The sequence below is a fragment of the Pseudoxanthomonas sp. SE1 genome, assembly GCF_029542205.1.
GTDB lineage: Bacteria > Pseudomonadota > Gammaproteobacteria > Xanthomonadales > Xanthomonadaceae > Pseudoxanthomonas_A.
On record NZ_CP113783.1, the window covers coordinates 3262344 to 3279832 of the forward strand.

The following is a 17489-nucleotide window of genomic DNA, read 5'->3' on the forward strand; positions in this document are numbered from 1 at the left end:
GCCCGTTTTCCCTTCGCTCAGCTGGAGTTGCAACGGAATGTCGATGTCGTGGGCCGACGTGCGCTTCATGCTGGAACGCGCGCGCGGCCTGGTCCGTCGAGGGTTGGCCAGCCTGCGCACGCGGGGCCTCGGCCCCACCTGGGCACGCGTGCGGCGACAGTTCGCGCGCCGCGCACCGCCCCCGTCCGCGCCTCTCTATTTCCCCTCCACGGCGCCATTCTCCCCGTTCACCGTGCCCGCGAGCGATGCGCCGCGCGCCAGCATCGTGATCCCGGTCTACAACCAGGCGGCCTACACGCTCACTTGCCTGCGTGCCCTGGCCGAGCATCCGCCGACCGCCGCATGCGAGGTCATCGTGGTCGATGATGGGTCGACCGACGAAACCGTCGACTGGATGCCGCGTATCCGCGGACTGCGTTACCACCGCCGCGCGACCAACGGCGGCTTCATCGCAGCCTGCAACGACGGCGCATCGCTGGCCAGCGGCGACTATCTGGTATTCCTCAACAACGACACCGTGCCGCAACCCGGCTGGCTCGATGCGTTGCTCGCGACGTTCGATGCCGACCCGGATGCGGGCCTGGCCGGAGCGCAATTGGTATACCCGGATGGCCGCCTGCAGGAAGCAGGCGGCGTGGTGTTCGACGACGGATCCGCGTGGAACTACGGTCGCTTCGACTCGCCCGACGACCCCCGCTATGCCAGCGTGCGCGACGTGGACTATTGCTCCGGCGCAGCGATCGCGGTGCCCTCCAGATTGTTCGCGGAAGCGGGCGGATTCGACACACGTTACGCGCCGGCGTACTACGAGGACACCGACCTCGCCTTCGCCTTGCGCGCGCTGGGCCATCGCGTGCTGTACCAACCGGCGTCGCGCGTGGTGCACCTGGAAGGCGTCACCTCCGGCACCGACACCGGCAGCGGCACCAAGGCTTATCAGGTCCGCAACCGCGGTGTGTTCGCCGCGAAATGGAAGGACACACTGGCGCACCAGCCACCGGCGGGCGGCATCCCGACGGCCGGCTCGGTGGTGCGCCCGCGACGCCAGGTGCTGATCATCGATGCGGAAACGCCGCGCCCGCAGCACGATTCCGCCTCGCTGCGCCTCGTCAACCTGATGCGGCTGCTGGTCGACGACGGCGCCCATGTCGTGTTCCTGCCGGCCGATCTGCGCCATGTGGACGGCGACACCGCGCGCCTGCGGCAACACGGTGTAGAAGCGTGGCATGCTCCCTTCGCGACACGCCCGTCCGCCTGGCTGCGCGAACACGGTCACCGCTTCGACGTGGTGATGTTGTCGCGTCATTACGTGGCGGCGGAGTTCCTGCCCCTCGTCCGACGATTCGCGCCGCAGGCGCGCGTGGTATTCGACACGGTCGATCTGCATTTCCTGCGCGAGATGCGTGGCGCGGAACTCGCCGGTGATGCCACGCTGCGTCACGCTGCACAAAGGACGCGCGAACGTGAGCTGTCGGTGATCCGCGCCGCGGACACCACGCTCGTGGTAAGCCCGGCCGAACGCGACATGCTGTCGACGGCGCTGCCCGGTACCGACGTCGAAGTCCTGGCGAACCTGCACGAAGTGGCGCATACCGGGTTGCCCTTCGAGCAGCGGCGCGATCTGGTCTTCGTGGGTGGCTTCCGCCATCCGCCCAACGTCGATGCCGTGTTGTGGTTCGGCCACGAGATATTCCCCCTTATCCATGCGCGGCAGCCGGACATCCGCTTCCACTGCATCGGCGCGTCGCCGCCGGCCGAGGTGCTGGCATTGCAGTCGCAACCCGGCGTCGTGATCCACGGACACGTGGTGGACCTGGCGCCGTACATGGACGGTGCACGCATCGCGGTGGCACCCCTGCGTTTCGGTGCGGGCGTCAAGGGCAAGGTGAACCTGAGCATGGCGCACGGCCAACCGGTGGTGGCCACGACCTGCGCTGTCGAAGGCATGCATCTGACCGGCGGGCACGACGTGCTGGTCGCTGACGATGCCGTGGGATTCGCCGACGCCGTCCTCACGCTGTATCGCGACGAAGCGCTGTGGGAACGACTGGCAGCCCATGGCCGCGCGAACATCGAGCGGTATTTCTCGATGGAAGCGGCACACGGCACCGTGCAGCGTGTTTTCCGCCGTTAGCGTGCCGGCGCGGCCTGCGCCACCTTGACGCGCGCCTCGAAGCCATCAAGCCCTGGTGAGCTGCCATCGAGCTTGCGCGCCTCCTCCAGCGCCTGCGTCGCGAACGCAACGTCGCCCGCGCCCAGTCGTTCCGCGCCCACCGCGATCCATTTTTCCGCCAGCCGTCGGCGTACATCGGCCAACGCAGGATCGCGGGGCTCCAGGGTCTGCCATGCCTGCTGGCAGGCTTGCGCGCGACGGATGCGGTTGGCGCGCAATTCGTCTTCGTAGCAATCGCGGACTGCTGGCAGCAGCCGGGCCGCCGCCTGCCTGACTGCAGGATGGTCAGGCGACAACGCTTGTGCCGCGCGCAGCGTGTCGTAGGCGCTTTCCCCGGGAGGAGTCAGCCATTGCCCTTTCGTCCCGGCCTGTTCCATGGCAGCGAGCAAGGCACGCACGCGCTGTTCGCGCTCGCCCGCCGGCATCCTGGATTCCCTGCCTTGCCGCTGGTGCGACGCGCGCGCGCGCGTCATGGCCTGTTCGGCCTGTGCCACGCGCGCGGACTGCGGCGCCAGCATGCGCGCCAGACCGAGATAGTGCTCTGCCGGCCCGAAGCGGAAATCGGCCGCCTGCCTTTCCGCTTGCCGGGCGTATCCGATGCCCACCTGTTCCAGCCCCTGGCGCGCAGCGGCATCTTCCGGCGCTGCGGCCAGTACCGTCTCGTATGCCGAGCGCGCGGACTCCAGGCGTCCCCGGGCCAGATCCCGTGCACCGGCGCGTCGCCGCGCGTCCAGCGCATTCGTCAACGCGGCTTCCGCCTGGGGCAGGTCGACATGGCCGGCGTCGAATACGCGCGCTGCCGCGATCCGTGCCGCGGCTTCGGCGAGTTCATGGCGCTGGAGATGCCCGCTCGCTTCCTGGAGAAGATCGGACAACGCATCCTCCCTACCCTCCAGCGCCTCGATGCGTGTGGGCTGCAGGGCGAGCACGCGCTGGTAGAGCGGAAGCGCGGCATCGTCACTGCCCCACAGCCGATGCGCGGCATGCGCCTGCGAGGCCGCCTGGAGCACGCCGTCAATGCCGGCGTGTTCGGCCTCGCGCGCGCGCAACCGTGCCGCGAGCGCGTCGGCCTGCGGTCGCGGCACCTGCAGTTCACGCGCCAGCAGAAGATGCGCGCGGGCCTCGTCGAAGCGGTTCTGTTGCAGCGCCTGATCCGCTGCGCGCAAGGCGGCCTGGGCAACGCGCCCAAGGCCCTTCGCGGCCTCGTTGCGATCCGCATCGAGCGCCTGGGCCGCTTCGTAGAGCTGGCGCGCGCCCGTGCCATCGGCGGCATCCAGGCGACCCTCGCGCAATGCATGATCCGCCTGGCCAAGCAGCGCCTGCACGCGCGTCTCAGGCCACAGCACGTCCGCCAGCGGACGGCGCAGCATCACCACCAGCGCGATCAGGACAACGGTCAATGCCGCTGCCCAGCGCCAATGCCGTCGGTCACGCCATGCGGGGACCGTCGCACGACGGGTTGGCACCTCCGTCGCCGCCGTGCGCGTCCAATCGATGCGCGGCTCGATGCGACGGCCCCGTCCGGCGTCATGGTGGTCTTCGCGGGTCACGCCCGCAGCATAACGGCTCAGCCTGAACGTCGCGCGTCTTCCACGCCCGGCAACGCGTCCAGCTTGCCAAGCAGCGTGGACAGCTGGCCGAAGTCGGCCACCTTCAGCCGCAGGCGCAGATGAACGCGGCCACTCGCACGGTTGCCCTGGCTGTTGATGTCCAGCACGTTGGCTTCTTCCTGCGCGATCAACGTGGTGATGTCCTTGAGCAGCCACTTGCGATCGAGCGCGGTGACCTGCACGTCGACCTCGTAACCGCCGCCCGCCTGCCCCCATTCCACCGGCAGCACCCGCTGCGGACTGGCCGCCGCGAGCCGGGCGAATGCGGTGCAATCCGTGCGGTGCACGGTGACTCCGCGCACCCGGGTCAGGTAGCCCGCGATGGGTTCGCCCGGCACGGGCTGGCAGCAGCGCGCCAATTGCACGAGCAGGTTGCCGACGCCCTGCACGGTGAACTTCGATTTGCCTGGCGCAGCGACTTTCCTCGGAGGCCGGCGCACAGGCAGCGACGCTGGATCCGGCTCGACGGGCGCGCGCTGCTCCTCGTGCAGCGCACGCCCTATCTGGTGCGGACCCACATCCCCCAGGGCCACCTGGATGTAGAGCTCGTCCACGCTGTCGGCATGGAATTTCTTCGCGGCACCGGTCAGGTCGGCATGGTGCAACCCGAGCCGTTTGAGCTCCTTTTCCAGCAGCTCGCGCCCGGCCTGCAGGTTGCGCGCCCGGTCCAGCTTGTGGAACCAGGCCCGCACCTTGTCGCGCGAGCGTCCGCTGGCCAGGAATCCATTCGCCTGCAGCAACCAGTCTCGACGCGGCTCCGGCTCCTTCGAGGTCAGGATCTCCACGCGGTCGCCGCTGCGCAGCACATGATTGAGCGACACGATGCGGCCATTTACCTTCGCCCCGCGCGTGCGGTGCCCGACCATCGTGTGCACGTGATATGCGAAGTCGAGCACGGTGCCGCCCTGTGGCAGGTCGACGACCTCTCCCTTCGGCGTCAACGCATAGACGCGGTCCTCAACCAGTTCCGCATCCAGGTCGCCCGCCAGCGCGCCGTCACCGGCGGCACCTTCGGCCGCGCCGTCCAGCAGCCGGCGCATCCACGCGATCTTGCGGTCGAACGCATCGCCGCCACCCTTGCCTTCCTTGTACTTCCAGTGCGCCGCCACGCCCAGTTCGGCCTGCGCATGCATCTCGTGCGTGCGGATCTGCACTTCCAGGGTGCGGCCCTCGGGGCCGACCACGGCGGTATGCAGCGAACGGTAGTCGTTGGCCTTGGGGCGTGCGATGTAGTCGTCGAACTCGCTGGGAATCGGCACCCACAGCGCATGCACGATACCGAGCGCGGCATAGCAGGCCGCCACGTCGTCCACAGCGATACGTACGGCGCGCAGGTCGTACAGTTCGTCGAAGGCCACCTGCTTGCGCTGCATCTTCCGCCAGATGCTGTAGATATGTTTCGGCCGCCCGCTGACGTCGGCACGGATGCCGTTCTCGCCAAGCGCGGCGCGGAGCGCTTCGATGACCCCGCCGATGTAGCGCTCCCGCCCCAGACGCTTCTCGTCCAGCTGCGTGGCGATCTGCTTGTAGGTCTGCGGCTGCAGGTAACGGAAAGCCAGGTCTTCCAGCTCCCATTTCAGTTGCCAGATGCCCAGCCTGTTCGCCAGCGGTGCATGGATGTCGCGCGTGAGCCTGGCCAGCGCCTGGCGCTCCTCCTCCGGCAGGGCACCGGCGGCGCGCATGCGGGCCAGTTGGCGGGCCAGCAGGATCGGCACCACGCGCAGGTCCCGCACGATGGCCAGCAACAGCCGTCGCAGGCCCTCGGTATTCACCCCGCGCGCCTGTTCCGCGTGCAGGGCCCACACCTGCGCCGCAGCCACCTGGCCTTCCAGCAGGTCGGCGAGTCCGGGCGTCAGCCGGGCGACGGCGGGCTGTACGGCCGGCAGACCATGCAGGATCGCCGCGAGAATGACGTCGCCATCCGCACCGAGCGTCGTCAGCGTATCCAGCGTATCCGCAAGCACAGCTAGCGGATCGGGCATGCCCTCACCCGCTCCCGGCGCAGCCACGGCCTCAGCGAGCGCATGCCGCAGAGGCACCGGCAATGCCTCCAGGGCGGGCCGCTGCAGCAGTTTGGCGATGTCGGGAGCGGGGGGGGTCATCATGGTTTGGCCTGGCAGTCAGTCGCCACCAGAATGACTACACTACCGGCCAGTCGCCCAAGGGAACAACCATGAGAATGACCCGCTTGTTTCTGTTCATTGCATTGCTGGCGGCAACGTCGCCGGTGTTCGCACAGGACGCCGCGAAGGACGCGCATCTGGGCAATCTGCGCGAGGCGATGACCGATACGGAATTCAAGGCCGCCGGCCTGGACAAGCTCAGCCCCGCCGAACTCGCCGCGCTTGACGGATGGTTGCAGCGTCGTGTCGGCCAGCAGACGGCGCAGGCCGTTCAGCAGGCCAAGCAGGAAGGCCGCAAGGAAGTTGAACAGGAAACTCGCGGCTTTTTCGATTTCGGCACAACCGAACCCATCAAGAGCACCATCGTGGGCGCCTTCACCGGCTTCGCGCAGGGCCGCCAGTACACGCTCGCCAACGGCCAGGTCTGGGAACAGGTCGAAGCGGCCTCCCTGGCCGGGGTGCGTCGCCAGGACCCCGCCGTGAACATCACGCCATCCCGCTTCGGCAACACATGGTTCCTGAAGATCGACGGCTACAACACCGCCGCCCCCGTCCGCCGCATCAAGTGATGCCCACATCGAGGATGCCCATGCGCACGACCCGTGTTTTCCTGTTAGCCGCCCTGTTCGCCATCACCCTGCCCCTGCAGGCCCGCGAGTACGTCGCCATCGAGAAGCGGCTGTCCGCCGACCAGATGAAAGCCACCGGCCTGGACCAGTTGACCGGGCAGCAGCTCGACCTGCTCAACCGCTTGCTCAGCGACGACCAGCAGGCCGTCGTGAAGGCCGCGCGCGAAGACAGCGCGACGAAGGTGCGGGGCGCGTCGTTCTCGGACGAAGGCGTCAAATCCATTTCCAGCGCCCTGGTGGGCGAGTTGCGTGGCTGGACCCGCGGCACGGAATTCACCCTCGCCAATGGCCAGCGTTGGCGCGTCACCGAGGGCGACTACACGTCGATGAAGCGCATCTCCAACGCGAACGTGACCATCACGCCGGGACTCGTGGGCGGCTGGTACCTGCAGGTCCAGGGCCATGTGCCCAGACCCAAGGTCACCCGCATCGACTGACGTCCACGACGTACGTCAACCGCGCAGCGCCTGCAGGCGCTGCGCGAGCTTCTTCGGCGATACGCCCGCGCGCGCGCCGAGTTCCTGCGCGAACACGGACACCCGCAGTTCCTCCAGTTCCCAGCGCAACGCCTGCCAGCCGGCATCGTGCGCCACACCGGACGCATAGGCGCCCTGCAAGGCGTCCACGAAAGGCTTGAGCTCAAGCATCCGTGCCTGGTCGCGCGCCGGATCGCGTTTGGCACGTTCGGCGCGCAGCGTCATCGCTTTCAGATAACGCGGCAGCTGCGCCAGTGCATCGGCGGGCGTCTCGCGCAGGAAGCCGGGACGCACCAGCGCCGCCAGTTGCTCGCGCAGGTCATCCAGATTGCCGCGCGCCCACCCCATCAGCGGCGCGTCCAGTTGCGGCTTCAGCTCCGCCACCGCGGAAAGAATGGCGTCCGCCAGCTTCAGGCGTTCCATCGCCTCGCCGAACAGGCGCCTGCCCGCCTCGTCGCGCCGTTGCCCGAAGGCCGCGCGGTCGCGGATCGCCTCCAGGCCCTCGGCCAGCACCGCATTGATCGCCGCATCGACGATGTCGCCGCGCAGGCGCTCCTGCGATTCGATGCTGGCATACAGCAAGCCGGTCTTCGGCGACACCGGCAACTGCTTGCGCGCCTGCTTCACCTTGTCGGCCAGGGCGAACTCCAGCAGTCGCCGCACGCCCAGCGGATGCGCGGCCTGCGCCTGGGCCCGATCGGCGAAGACGTGCAGGGCCACGCTGTCGCCGTCATCACGCAATGCGGGGTAAGCAGGTACGCCGGCCTCGCCCGGCACCTGCAGCGGAATCGGCTGCGCCGGAAAATCATGCAGGCCGGTCGCCGCCATCTCACGGCCGGCACGCGCGGCGAACGCTTGTCCGGCACGATCGCCGAAGCGCGCACGCAAGGCGTCAAGATCGCGCGACTCGGCCAGCACGCGACCTTCACCGCCCCCGCGCGGGTCTTCGCGCAGGCGCAGGTTCATGCGCAGGTGCGGCTCCAACGCAGCCTCGTCGAAATCGAGGGCGGTGACGGCCACGCCGGTGGCACGCGACAGGAAGCGCGCGAGTTCGCCGCGCATGTCGTCGGCGACGGGCTTCGGAAAGGCTTCGAAGAATGCACGCCCGAAATCCGGCGCCGGCACGTAATTGCGCCGCATCGCCTTGGGCAGGCTGCGGATCAGGCCTGACGCCTTGTCGGCGACGAAGCCCGGTGCCAGCCACGACAGCCGCGCCGGGTCCAGTGCATTGAGCAGATGCAATGGCACTTCCAGCGTCACGCCGTCATCGGCCGCACCCGGTTCGAACCTGTAGTGCAGCGGCAAGTGCGCATCGCCGAGCGCGAAGTATTTCGGGAACCGGTCCTCCTCGCTGCCCTCGCCCGGCAGCAGGTCCACCAGTGACCAGTGCAGTGCACGGCGCTTGTCCGCCGGCAGCGCCTTCCACCACGCATCCAGGCCGGCGGCGGAATGGATGTCGGACGGCACGCGGTCGAGGTACCAGCGCGCCTGCCAGTCCTCATCGGCCACCAGGCCGGCACGGCGCAGCTTGGCTTCTTCCTCGCGGGCGTGTTCCAGCGTCTTCAGGTTGTCGGCCACGAACGCGGCGCGCGTGTTGATCTCGCCGGTGACCAGGCCCTGCCGCACGAAGATGTCGTGCGCTTCCCCCGGCGCGATGCGGCCGTAGTGCACCGGCTTTTTCGGCGCCAGCACCAGCCCGAACAGGCTGATCTGCTCGGAGGCCAGCACCTGCCCCTGCGCGCGCGACCAGTGCGGATCGAAATGCCTGCGCAGCAGCAGGTGCGGCAGTTCGGCGATCACCCAGTCCGGTTCTATCGCGGCCAGGGTCATGCCCCACACCTTCTGCGTGTCCAGCAGGTTGGCCGCCAGCAGCCACGGCGGCGGTCGCTTGGACAATGTCGAACCCGGGAATGGCAGGAAGCGGCGTTGCCGCGGCGCCTGGAAATCGCCCTTCTCCGTGCGATGGCCGATCTGCGTGGGCAGACCGGCGACCAGCGCGCGGTGCAGGGTCTGGTACGCGCTGGCGCGCTGGCGCTCGCTGTAACCACCGGTCTGCGTCTGGTCCATCTGCGCGCGCGCGGCGACGGGTGCAGGCGCCAACTCGGTCTTGCCTTCCCGCGCCAGACGCGCGGCGCGGTGCAGTTGACCGCGCGTCGCCTTCACCGCGGCGGCGGTGTCATCGCGCACGACCGGTGGCGCACGGCTGCCGTCGAGAAGGGGCGCCATCGAAACATTGGCGTCTTCTTCCTTCCAGCCCAGTTCCTCGCACAGCAGGCGCAGCTGCCGATGCAGCTCGCGCCATTCGCGCATGCGCAGGAAGCCCAGGAAATGGCGGCCGCACCAGTCGCGCAGCTTCGACTGGGTCAGGTCCTCGTGCGCCTGCCGATAGGCATCCCACAGGCGCAGGACACCGACGAACTCGGAGCGACCATCGGCGAACTGGGCGTGCGCGGTGTCCGCCGCGCCGCGCGCGTCGGCCGGACGCTCGCGCGGATCCTGGATGCCCAGGAACGACGCGGTCACCAGCATCGGCCGCAGGCAGCCCGCGGCCTGCGCGGCCACCAGCATACGTGCGAGTTTTACGTCCACCGGCAGCCGCGCCATCTGCCTGCCGATGGAGGTCATGCGCCGCTCGCTGTCGATCGCACCCAGTTCGGTCAGCTGCTGCCAGCCATCGGCCACTGCGCGTTCGTCCGGCGCTTCGAGGAACGGGAAGTCCTCGATGCGACCCAGTCCGAGCTGCAACATGCGCAGGATCACGCCGCCCAGGCTGGATCGGCGGATTTCAGGATCGGTGAACTCGGCGCGCGCCTGGAAATCGGCTTCGGCATACAGGCGGTAGCAGATGCCTTCGGCGATGCGTCCGCAGCGGCCCTTGCGCTGGTTGGCGCTGGCCTGCGAGACAGGTTCGATATGCAGGCGGTCGAGCTTGTTGCGCGGGCTGTAGCGCTTGACGCGGGCGAAGCCTGGATCGACCACATAGCGGATGCGCGGCACGGTCAGCGAGGTCTCGGCCACGTTGGTTGCCAGTACGATCCGACGGCTGGGTCCCGGGCTGAACACGCGGTCCTGGTCCTGGTTGGACAGGCGCGCATACAGCGGCAGCACTTCGGTCTGCCGGTACTTGCGCCGCTCCAGCGCCTGGTGGGCATCGCGGATCTCGCGTTCGCCGGGCAGGAAGACCAGCACGTCACCGCGCGCATCCAGCCGGGTGATCTCGTCGACAGCGCCGACGATGGCGTCGTTGACGGTGCGGTCGCCGGCACGGTCCTCTTCGCTACCATCGCCCTCGCCTTCGAGCGGCCGGTAACGTACTTCCACCGGATAGGTGCGGCCTTCCACGCTGATCACCGGCGCATCGTCAAAGTGCCTGGCGAAGCGCCCGGTGTCGATGGTGGCCGAGGTGACGATGACCTTCAGGTCGCGGCGCTTGCGCAGCAGCTGCTTCAGGTAGCCGAGCAGGAAGTCGATGTTGAGGCTGCGCTCGTGCGCTTCGTCGACAATGATCGTGTCGTAGGCTGACAACCAGCGGTCGCTGGCGATTTCCGCCAGCAGGATGCCGTCGGTCATGAACTTGATGTGGGTGTCCTCGCCGACCTGGTCGTTGAAGCGCACCTGGAAGCCGACAGCGCGGCCGACCTCGCTTTTCAATTCCTCGGCCACCCGCCGTGCCACCGCGCGCGCGGCGATCCGGCGCGGCTGGGTGCAGCCGATCATGCCGGCCACGCCGCGCCCGGCGGCCAGGCACAGCTTGGGCAGCTGGGTGGTCTTGCCGGACCCGGTTTCGCCGGCGATCACCACCACCTGGTGCTGGCGGATCAGTTCGACGATGCGTTCGCCTTCGCGGGCGATGGGCAGCGACTCGTCCAGCGTCACCGTCGGTACCGTCGACAGGCGGCGCTCGCGGATGGCGATAGATGCCGCCAATGCCTGCTCGAACGCCTGCCGCACGCCGGCGTCGGCCGGCTTGCCCTGCCAGCGCGACCACAGGCCATGCAGGCGGCCGCGGTCGCGGCTCAGGGCACGGTCGAGCGACCGCCGCGCCTGTTCGAGGGCGGCACGGTCTGGGCTGGCAGGGGAAGGATCGCGGGAAGTCGTCATCTTTACAGCAAGCGCTTGAAACTATTTGCTCACGCCACATGTTCTAGTGTGTCTATTGTGCCGTCTCAACCCACCCTCAGGAGAATCCGCATGGCCAAGCCGAAGACCAAGCCCGCCAAAACCAAGGCCGCGCCCGTCACCGCGCCGCTCGCATCGGCCCCGTCGGCGCCGAACATCGATATCGGGATCAGCGGCGGCGAACGCAAGAAGATCGCCGACGGCCTGTCGCGGTTCCTGGCCGACAGCTACACGCTGTATCTGAAGACCCACAATTTCCACTGGAACATCACCGGCGCGATGTTCAATTCGCTGCATACGATGTTCGAGACGCAGTACACCGAGCAGTGGACGGCGCTGGACGAGATCGCCGAGCGCATCCGCGCGCTGGGGTTCAACGCGCCGGGTTCGTACCGCGAGTTCGTCGGCCTGACCTCGATCCCCGAGGAGCCGGGCCTGAGCGACAGCGCCGATTGGCGCGAGATGGTCCGCCAGCTGGTGATCGGCAACGAGGCGGTGTGCCGCACGGCGCGCAAGGTGCTGGACATCGCCGACGACGCCGACGATGCACCGACCGAGGATCTGCTGACCCAGCGCCTGCAGACGCACGAGAAGTACGCCTGGATGCTGCGTTCGCTGCTGCAGTAATAAGCGGCGTCCGAGTGAAGTGAAGCGCGAGACGCCCGGCTGGTCCGGGCGTCTTGCTGCCGGGCCCCTTGAAGCCCCTCTCCCTGCGGCGACAGAAGGAAGTCCCTGTGGGAGAGAAGGGTTGGGGTGAGGGCCAACGGCGTCAGCCAGCCCCGATAAACCGGCGGCCTGGCAACATCCGCGATTCATTGAAAGCGCTAATTCGCGATGAACCTGTTGCGTGCATCTTTGGGGCGGGTCTGCTTGAGGTCGGGCATGGTGCCGCTCGCCGCGGGGGCCCTACTTGACCAGCCATTCGGCTGTTGAAGAGCGCTTCTTTGCTTGTGCAAAGAAAGTAGGCAAAGAAAGCACACCCCGGCGGTCCGCCCGCCGCAAGCGGCGGGTGCGCAGTCCCGGCGGGAATTTTCGTAAGGGCCATCCTGGCCCATACGAAAACGGCGCACGTCCTGTGCGCCGCCCCGTTGGGGTTTTACCCACCGTGACTGCCGGACCTCAGGGGCCCCGATGCTGCGTCGGACTCATCCGTACGCAGTGCTTTGCTGTTGCTGTTGCTGTTGCTGTTGCTGTTGCTGTTGCTGTTGCTGTTGCTGTTGCTGTTGCTGTTGCTGTTGCTGTTGCTGTTGCTGTTGCTGTTGCTGTTGCTGTCGCAGTTGCTTTTGGGTCCCCATGAGGCACGGCGAGTGGGCCGGGTAAAACCCGAAGGGCGCCGCCATGGACGGCGGCGTTTTCGTATGGCACAGGGATGTGCCTTGCGAAAATTCCCGGACCATTCGCGGACCCGGAGCGCGCAGCGCGGAGGGCGTGCCGCCTGGGGTGTGTTTCTTTGATTCTTTCTTTGCACAAGCAAAGAAAGAATGCCCCCGCGGCGAGCGGCACCATGCCCGGCCTCAAGCAGACCCGCTCCAAAGATGCACGCAACAGGTTCATCGCGAATTAGCGCTTTCAATGAATCGCGGATGTTGTCAGGCCGCCGGTTTATCGGGGCTGGCTGACTCCTTTGCCCCTCACCCCAACCCTTCTCTCCCACAGGGACTTCCTTCTGTCGCCGCAGGGAGATGGGGCTTGATCTTGTCCCGCTCAAACCCGGATGAATTCCTACCCTACGGCACGCCCGTTTCCGACCGCTCCCGACACCAGATACCCCGGCCGCCGCACCCGGTCGCGGTATCCTGTGCCCATGTCGTCCCCCGCCCTCGAAACACTGCAGCGCGTCTTCGGTTACAGCGCCTTCCGCGGTCACCAGCAGGCCATCGTCGAACACCTCGCCGCCGGCCACGACGCCCTGGTGCTCATGCCCACGGGCGCCGGCAAGTCGTTGTGCTACCAGGTGCCCGCGCTGCTGCGCGAAGGCACCGGCATCGTCGTCTCGCCGCTGATCGCGCTGATGCAGGACCAGGTGGACGCGCTGCGCCAACTGGGTGTGCGCGCCGCATTCCTGAACTCCTCGCTGGAGGCCGCCGAAGCCGTGCAGGTCGAACAGGCGCTGCTCAATGGCGAACTGGACCTGCTGTACGTGGCGCCGGAACGCCTGCTGACCGGCCGCTTCCTGTCACTGCTGGACCGCAGCCGGATCGCCCTGTTCGCCATCGACGAGGCGCACTGCGTCTCCGCCTGGGGTCACGACTTCCGCCGCGAATACCTGGAACTGGCCCTGCTGCACGAACGCTGGCCGGACGTGCCACGCATCGCATTGACCGCCACCGCCGACCCGCCCACCCAGCGCGAGATCGCCGAGCGGCTGAACCTGGTGGACGCCGAGAAGTTCGTCAGCTCGTTCGACCGCCCCAACATCCGCTACACCGTGGTGCAGAAGGACAACGCCCGGCACCAGCTGCGCGACATGCTGCGCAAGCACAAGGGCGAGGCCGGCATCGTCTACTGCCTGTCGCGCAAGCGGGTCGAGCAGTTCGCCGACTACCTGGCCGAACAAGGCTTCAATGCGCTGCCCTACCACGCCGGGCTGGATGCCGGCGTGCGCGCGCACAACCAACGCCGCTTCCTGCGCGAGGACGGCATCGTCATGGTGGCGACGATCGCTTTCGGCATGGGCATCGACAAGCCGGACGTGCGCTTCGTCGCGCACATGGACCTGCCCAAATCGATGGAGGGCTACTACCAGGAAACCGGCCGCGCCGGCCGCGATGGCGAGGCCGCCGAAGCGTGGCTCTGCTACGGGCTTGGCGACGTGGTGCTGCTGAAACAGATGATCGAGCAGTCCGAGGCTGGCGAGGAGCGCAAGCGGCTGGAGCGGCGCAAGCTGGACCAGTTGCTGGGTTACTGCGAATCCACCCAGTGCCGGCGCCAGGTGCTGCTGGCCGGCTTCGGCGAAACCTATCCGCACGAGTGCGGCAACTGCGACAACTGCCTCAGCCCGGCCGAGACCTGGGATGCCACCGAGGCGGCCCAGAAGGCGCTGAGCTGCGTGTACCGCAGCGGCCAGCGCTTCGGCGTGAACCACGTGATCGACGTGCTGCGCGGCAGCCAGAGCGAGCGCATCCAGCAGTGCGGCCACGAACACCTGACCACCTACGGCATCGGCAAGGACCTGGACGCGACCACCTGGCGCAGCGTGTTCCGCCAACTGGTGGCCTGCGGCCTGCTGGAAGTGGAGGCAGAGTTCGGCAGCCTGCGCCTGACCGAGGGCAGCCGCGCCGTGCTGCGGGGTGAGCGGCGCCTGCAGCTTCGCAAGGAACAGCGCGAGCGCCGCGAGCGGGATCGAGGCCCCCGCAGCGGGCTGGCGGTCGAGGCCGCCGACCTGCCGCGCTTCCAGCTGTTGCGCGACCTGCGCGCGCAGCTGGCGCGCGAGCAGAATGTGCCGGCCTACGTGATCTTCCACGACAGCACCCTGCGCAACATCGCCGAACTGCAGCCCGCCACCCTGGACGAACTGGGCCGGGTGGGCGGCATCGGCGGCGCCAAGCTGGAGCGTTATGGGCAGCGCGTGCTGGAGGCGCTGGCGACGGCCGGCTGAAGTTCCCGACCGCCGGCCGCCGCCATCAGCCGGCATTCAATCCACGGCTGTTAGGTTCCATGCAGGTGCGCCATCCGGCGCACCACCGCTCCGGGATTCCCCATGAAGACCCTGCCCCTCGCGCTGCTGGCCCTGCTGACCACCGTGCCCGCCTGGGCGCAGTCGAACGCGGAGGCGCTGGACCTCAGCCTGCCGCAGGCAGCGGCCTATGCCAAGGACCCACCCGGCACCTGGTACGGCGACACCCGGCCGACGCGACCGAAATCGACGGCACCCGACGCGCCCGTCGATCCCTGCGTCTGGTACGGCGATGACGACGGTGACGGCGTCTCGGGCAGCGTGACCACCGGCATCGGCTACAGCAAAGGGCACGGCCGCAGCACCTACAACGCGGTCAACCTCAACCTGTGCAAGACCACGTACAACGACGAAGGCGAGCCGCGCACGTTCAATTTCAACATCAACGTCGACCGCTATGACGGTCCCGGCGGCTACTACGGGCCCTACGATGCCTATCCCGGCGGGCCGATGATGCGCGGCACGCCGCGCCGCTAACGCGGCAGCAGTTCGAAATTTACCGCCTCGCCAACGGCGCTCGAGGGCGCCACCCACAGGTCGAACAGGCCGGGCTCGGCCACCGGACGGTTGTCTACCCCGTGGAATTCCACGTCGGCACGGGCCAGAGTGAACTCCACGTCCTGCGATTCGCCCGCTGCCAGCGTGATCTTGCGGAAGCGCTTCAATTCGCGCACTGGCCGCACGCGACTGGCGGTACGGTCGCGCAGGTAGAGCTGCACCACTTCTTCCCCCTCGCGCGTGCCTGCATTGGTGATGCGGGTGCGGATGGTCAGCGTGTCGTCCCAGCCGAGCGCCCCGGTGCTGAGCTGCGGCACGCCGTAGTCGAAGCGCGTGTACGACAAGCCGTGACCGAACGGATACAGCGCGGCATGCGTCACCTCGCGCCAGCGCGTCTGGAAGGCGCGGGGCGTGCCGGGCACGTTGGGACGTCCGCTGGCGGGATGGTTGTAGAAATACGGCTGCTGGCCTGCATCCTGCGGGAAGCTCACCGGCAAACGCGCGGACGGGCCGTAGTCGCCGAACACCACATCGGCCACCGCCGGCCCGGTCTGCGTGCCGAGGAACCAGGTCACCAGGATCGCCTGCGCATCGCGCACCGCGCCCTCCAGTGCCAGCGCACGGCCATTGCGAAGCAGCACAACGACCGGCGTGCCGGTGGCGGCCACCGCTTCCGCCAGCGCCTGCTGCGGGGCGGGCAGCACGATCTGCGTGCGCGACTGCGCTTCGCCGGAAAACTCGTGCGGCTCGCCCACGGCCAGCAGCACGACGTCGGCCTGGCGCGCGGCGGCGACCGCGGCATCGATGCCACCGTCGATCACTTCCTCGATGCCACTGCCCGTCGCGACCACCAGCGATGACGGCTCGTCCAGAGCAGCGCGCAGGCCGGTCTCCAGGTCCACCATGCGCGAGGCGTCGCCGAAGATGTTCCAGCAGCCACCGAGGTTGGCGGTGTCCTGCGCGAACGGACCGATCAGCGCGATGCGCTGGCCGGACTTCTTCAGCGGCAAGAGATCGTCATCGTTCTTGAGCAACACGATGGAGCGCCGTGCGCAGTCGCGTGCCAGCGCATCGTGCACGGGGATGTGCGACTGGTCGGCTTCGCGTTCCGCGTCCAGGCAACGATAGGGATCGTCGAACAGGCCGACGGCGGCCTTCACGTGCAATACGCGCCGCACGGCCTCGTCCACTTCGGCCATCGTCAGCTGGCCCTGCTCGACCAGCGCGGCGACATGGCCAGCGTAGATGCCGCTCTGCAGGCTCATGTCCAGGCCGGCCGACAGCGCCTTCTGCGCGGCATCGGCTTCGTCGCTGGCGTAACCATGCGCGATCAATTCCAGGTCCGAGGTGTAGTCGGAGACCACGAAGCCCTCGAACTTCCATTCGCCGCGCAGGATGTCGGTCAGCAATTCGCGGTTGGCCGAGGCCGGCACGCCGTTGATGTCGTTGAACGAACTCATCAGCGTCAGCGCGCCCGCGTCGATGGCGGCCTTGAACGGCGGCAGGTGCACGTCGCGCAGGGTCTGCGGCGCCATGTCGACGAAGTTGTAGTCCAGGCCCGCGGAGATGGCGCCATAGGCGGCGAAGTGCTTGGGCGTGGTCAGCAGCGAATCGGGGGCGGTCAGGTCGGTGCCCTGGAAGCCGCGCACCCGCGCTGCCGCGAGTTCGCACGACAGATGGACGTCTTCGCCGGAGGTTTCCGCGACGCGGCCCCAGCGCTGGTCACGTGCGATGTCGACCATCGGTGCGAACGTCCAGTGGATGCCGGCGGCGGTGGCTTCCCTGGCGGTCGCGCGCGCGGTGCGTTCGGCCAGGTCCGGTTCGAAGCTGGCGGCTTCGCCCAGCGGAATCGGGAAGACAGTGCGCATGCCATGGATCACGTCGGCGCCGAGCAGCAGTGGAATACCGAGCCGGCTCTCCTCCACCGCGATGCGTTGTGCTTCGCGTCCTTCCGCCACACCCACTCCGTTGAACAGCGCGCCCACGCGACCGCTGCGGATCTGCTCGCGCACCTGCTCGGCATCGCGCGCGAAGGTTTCCGGATTGACCTCGAAGGCGAACGGCCGCAGTGCGTCGGCGAACGCGCCAAGTTGGCCGACCTTCTCCTCCAGCGTCATGTCGGCGATCAGGCCCTCGATCCTTCGCTGATGCGGCATGTAAGCGATCCTCCCGGGAGCGCGGGTGT

Annotated in this window: 11 protein-coding genes; 7 read left to right on the forward strand and 4 right to left on the reverse strand. The window is 68.1% G+C overall.

Annotation, left to right across the window (positions count from 1 at the left end):
* Positions 1-37: 37 nt before the first annotated feature.
* Positions 38-2134, forward strand: a complete 2097-nt coding sequence (locus tag OY559_RS15465; protein ID WP_277727095.1) for a glycosyltransferase — start codon at positions 38-40, stop codon at positions 2132-2134.
* Here OY559_RS15465 and OY559_RS15470 read toward each other — a convergent pair.
* Together OY559_RS15470 and OY559_RS15475 are read right to left on the reverse strand one after the other, a co-directional pair.
* Positions 2131-3723 carry a hypothetical protein gene (locus OY559_RS15470; RefSeq protein ID WP_277727096.1) on the reverse strand — a complete coding sequence of 531 codons (1593 nt, stop codon included), beginning with the start codon at positions 3721-3723 and terminating at the stop codon, positions 2131-2133. The two genes, OY559_RS15465 and OY559_RS15470, sit on opposite strands and share 4 nt — an antisense overlap.
* 17 nt (positions 3724-3740) lie before the next feature.
* Positions 3741-5885, reverse strand: coding sequence for a RelA/SpoT family protein (locus OY559_RS15475; RefSeq protein WP_277730026.1), 2145 nt, complete (start codon positions 5883-5885; stop codon positions 3741-3743).
* 71 nt (positions 5886-5956) lie between these two features.
* Between OY559_RS15475 and OY559_RS15480 the strand changes: the two genes are divergently transcribed.
* Together OY559_RS15480 and OY559_RS15485 are read left to right on the forward strand one after the other, a co-directional pair.
* Positions 5957-6475, forward strand: coding sequence for a hypothetical protein (locus tag OY559_RS15480; protein ID WP_343228726.1), 519 nt, complete (start codon positions 5957-5959; stop codon positions 6473-6475).
* Between the two features lie 20 nt (positions 6476-6495).
* Positions 6496-6972: a hypothetical protein gene (locus tag OY559_RS15485; RefSeq protein ID WP_277727098.1), complete on the forward strand. Its 477-nt coding sequence runs from the start codon at positions 6496-6498 to the stop codon at positions 6970-6972.
* A gap of 15 nt (positions 6973-6987) precedes the next feature.
* On the opposite strand, the gene hrpA is transcribed toward OY559_RS15485, so the two are convergent.
* Positions 6988-11112 carry an ATP-dependent RNA helicase HrpA gene (gene hrpA, locus OY559_RS15490; protein ID WP_277727100.1) on the reverse strand — a complete coding sequence of 1375 codons (4125 nt, stop codon included), beginning with the start codon at positions 11110-11112 and terminating at the stop codon, positions 6988-6990.
* Positions 11113-11202: 90 nt separating this feature from the next.
* On the opposite strand from hrpA, the gene OY559_RS15495 reads away from it, so the two are divergent.
* From OY559_RS15495 to OY559_RS15510, 4 genes are all read left to right on the forward strand, one after another.
* Positions 11203-11757 carry a Dps family protein gene (locus tag OY559_RS15495; protein ID WP_277727102.1) on the forward strand — a complete coding sequence of 185 codons (555 nt, stop codon included), beginning with the start codon at positions 11203-11205 and terminating at the stop codon, positions 11755-11757.
* A gap of 542 nt (positions 11758-12299) precedes the next feature.
* Positions 12300-12584, forward strand: a complete 285-nt coding sequence (locus tag OY559_RS15500) for a hypothetical protein (RefSeq protein ID WP_277727104.1) — start codon at positions 12300-12302, stop codon at positions 12582-12584.
* 350 nt (positions 12585-12934) lie between these two features.
* Positions 12935-14728, forward strand: a complete 1794-nt coding sequence (recQ, locus tag OY559_RS15505) for a DNA helicase RecQ (RefSeq protein ID WP_277727106.1) — start codon at positions 12935-12937, stop codon at positions 14726-14728.
* A gap of 102 nt (positions 14729-14830) precedes the next feature.
* Positions 14831-15283 (forward strand): hypothetical protein, encoded by a 453-nt coding sequence (locus tag OY559_RS15510; RefSeq protein WP_277727107.1) that lies wholly within the window; start codon positions 14831-14833, stop codon positions 15281-15283.
* On the opposite strand, the gene OY559_RS15515 is transcribed toward OY559_RS15510, so the two are convergent.
* The gene (locus OY559_RS15515) at positions 15280-17460 is read right to left on the reverse strand and encodes a glycoside hydrolase family 3 N-terminal domain-containing protein (RefSeq protein ID WP_277727108.1); all 2181 of its coding nucleotides are present in this window, start codon (positions 17458-17460) and stop codon (positions 15280-15282) included. The two genes, OY559_RS15510 and OY559_RS15515, sit on opposite strands and share 4 nt — an antisense overlap.
* Between the last annotated feature and the right edge of the window lie 29 nt (positions 17461-17489).

Bases quoted from the DNA above. Each gene is read 5' to 3' on its own strand.
- OY559_RS15465 (WP_277727095.1), top strand. From the start codon at position 38: ATGTCGATGTCGTGGGCCGACGTGCGCTTCATGCTGGAACGCGCGCGC.
- OY559_RS15475 (WP_277730026.1), bottom strand. From the start codon at position 5,885: ATGACCCCCCCCGCTCCCGACATCGCCAAACTGCTGCAGCGGCCCGCC.
- OY559_RS15480 (WP_343228726.1), top strand. From the start codon at position 5,957: ATGAGAATGACCCGCTTGTTTCTGTTCATTGCATTGCTGGCGGCAACG.
- OY559_RS15485 (WP_277727098.1), top strand. From the start codon at position 6,496: ATGCGCACGACCCGTGTTTTCCTGTTAGCCGCCCTGTTCGCCATCACC.
- hrpA (WP_277727100.1), bottom strand. From the start codon at position 11,112: ATGACGACTTCCCGCGATCCTTCCCCTGCCAGCCCAGACCGTGCCGCC.
- OY559_RS15495 (WP_277727102.1), top strand. From the start codon at position 11,203: ATGGCCAAGCCGAAGACCAAGCCCGCCAAAACCAAGGCCGCGCCCGTC.
- recQ (WP_277727106.1), top strand. From the start codon at position 12,935: ATGTCGTCCCCCGCCCTCGAAACACTGCAGCGCGTCTTCGGTTACAGC.
- OY559_RS15510 (WP_277727107.1), top strand. From the start codon at position 14,831: ATGAAGACCCTGCCCCTCGCGCTGCTGGCCCTGCTGACCACCGTGCCC.
- OY559_RS15515 (WP_277727108.1), bottom strand. From the start codon at position 17,460: ATGCCGCATCAGCGAAGGATCGAGGGCCTGATCGCCGACATGACGCTG.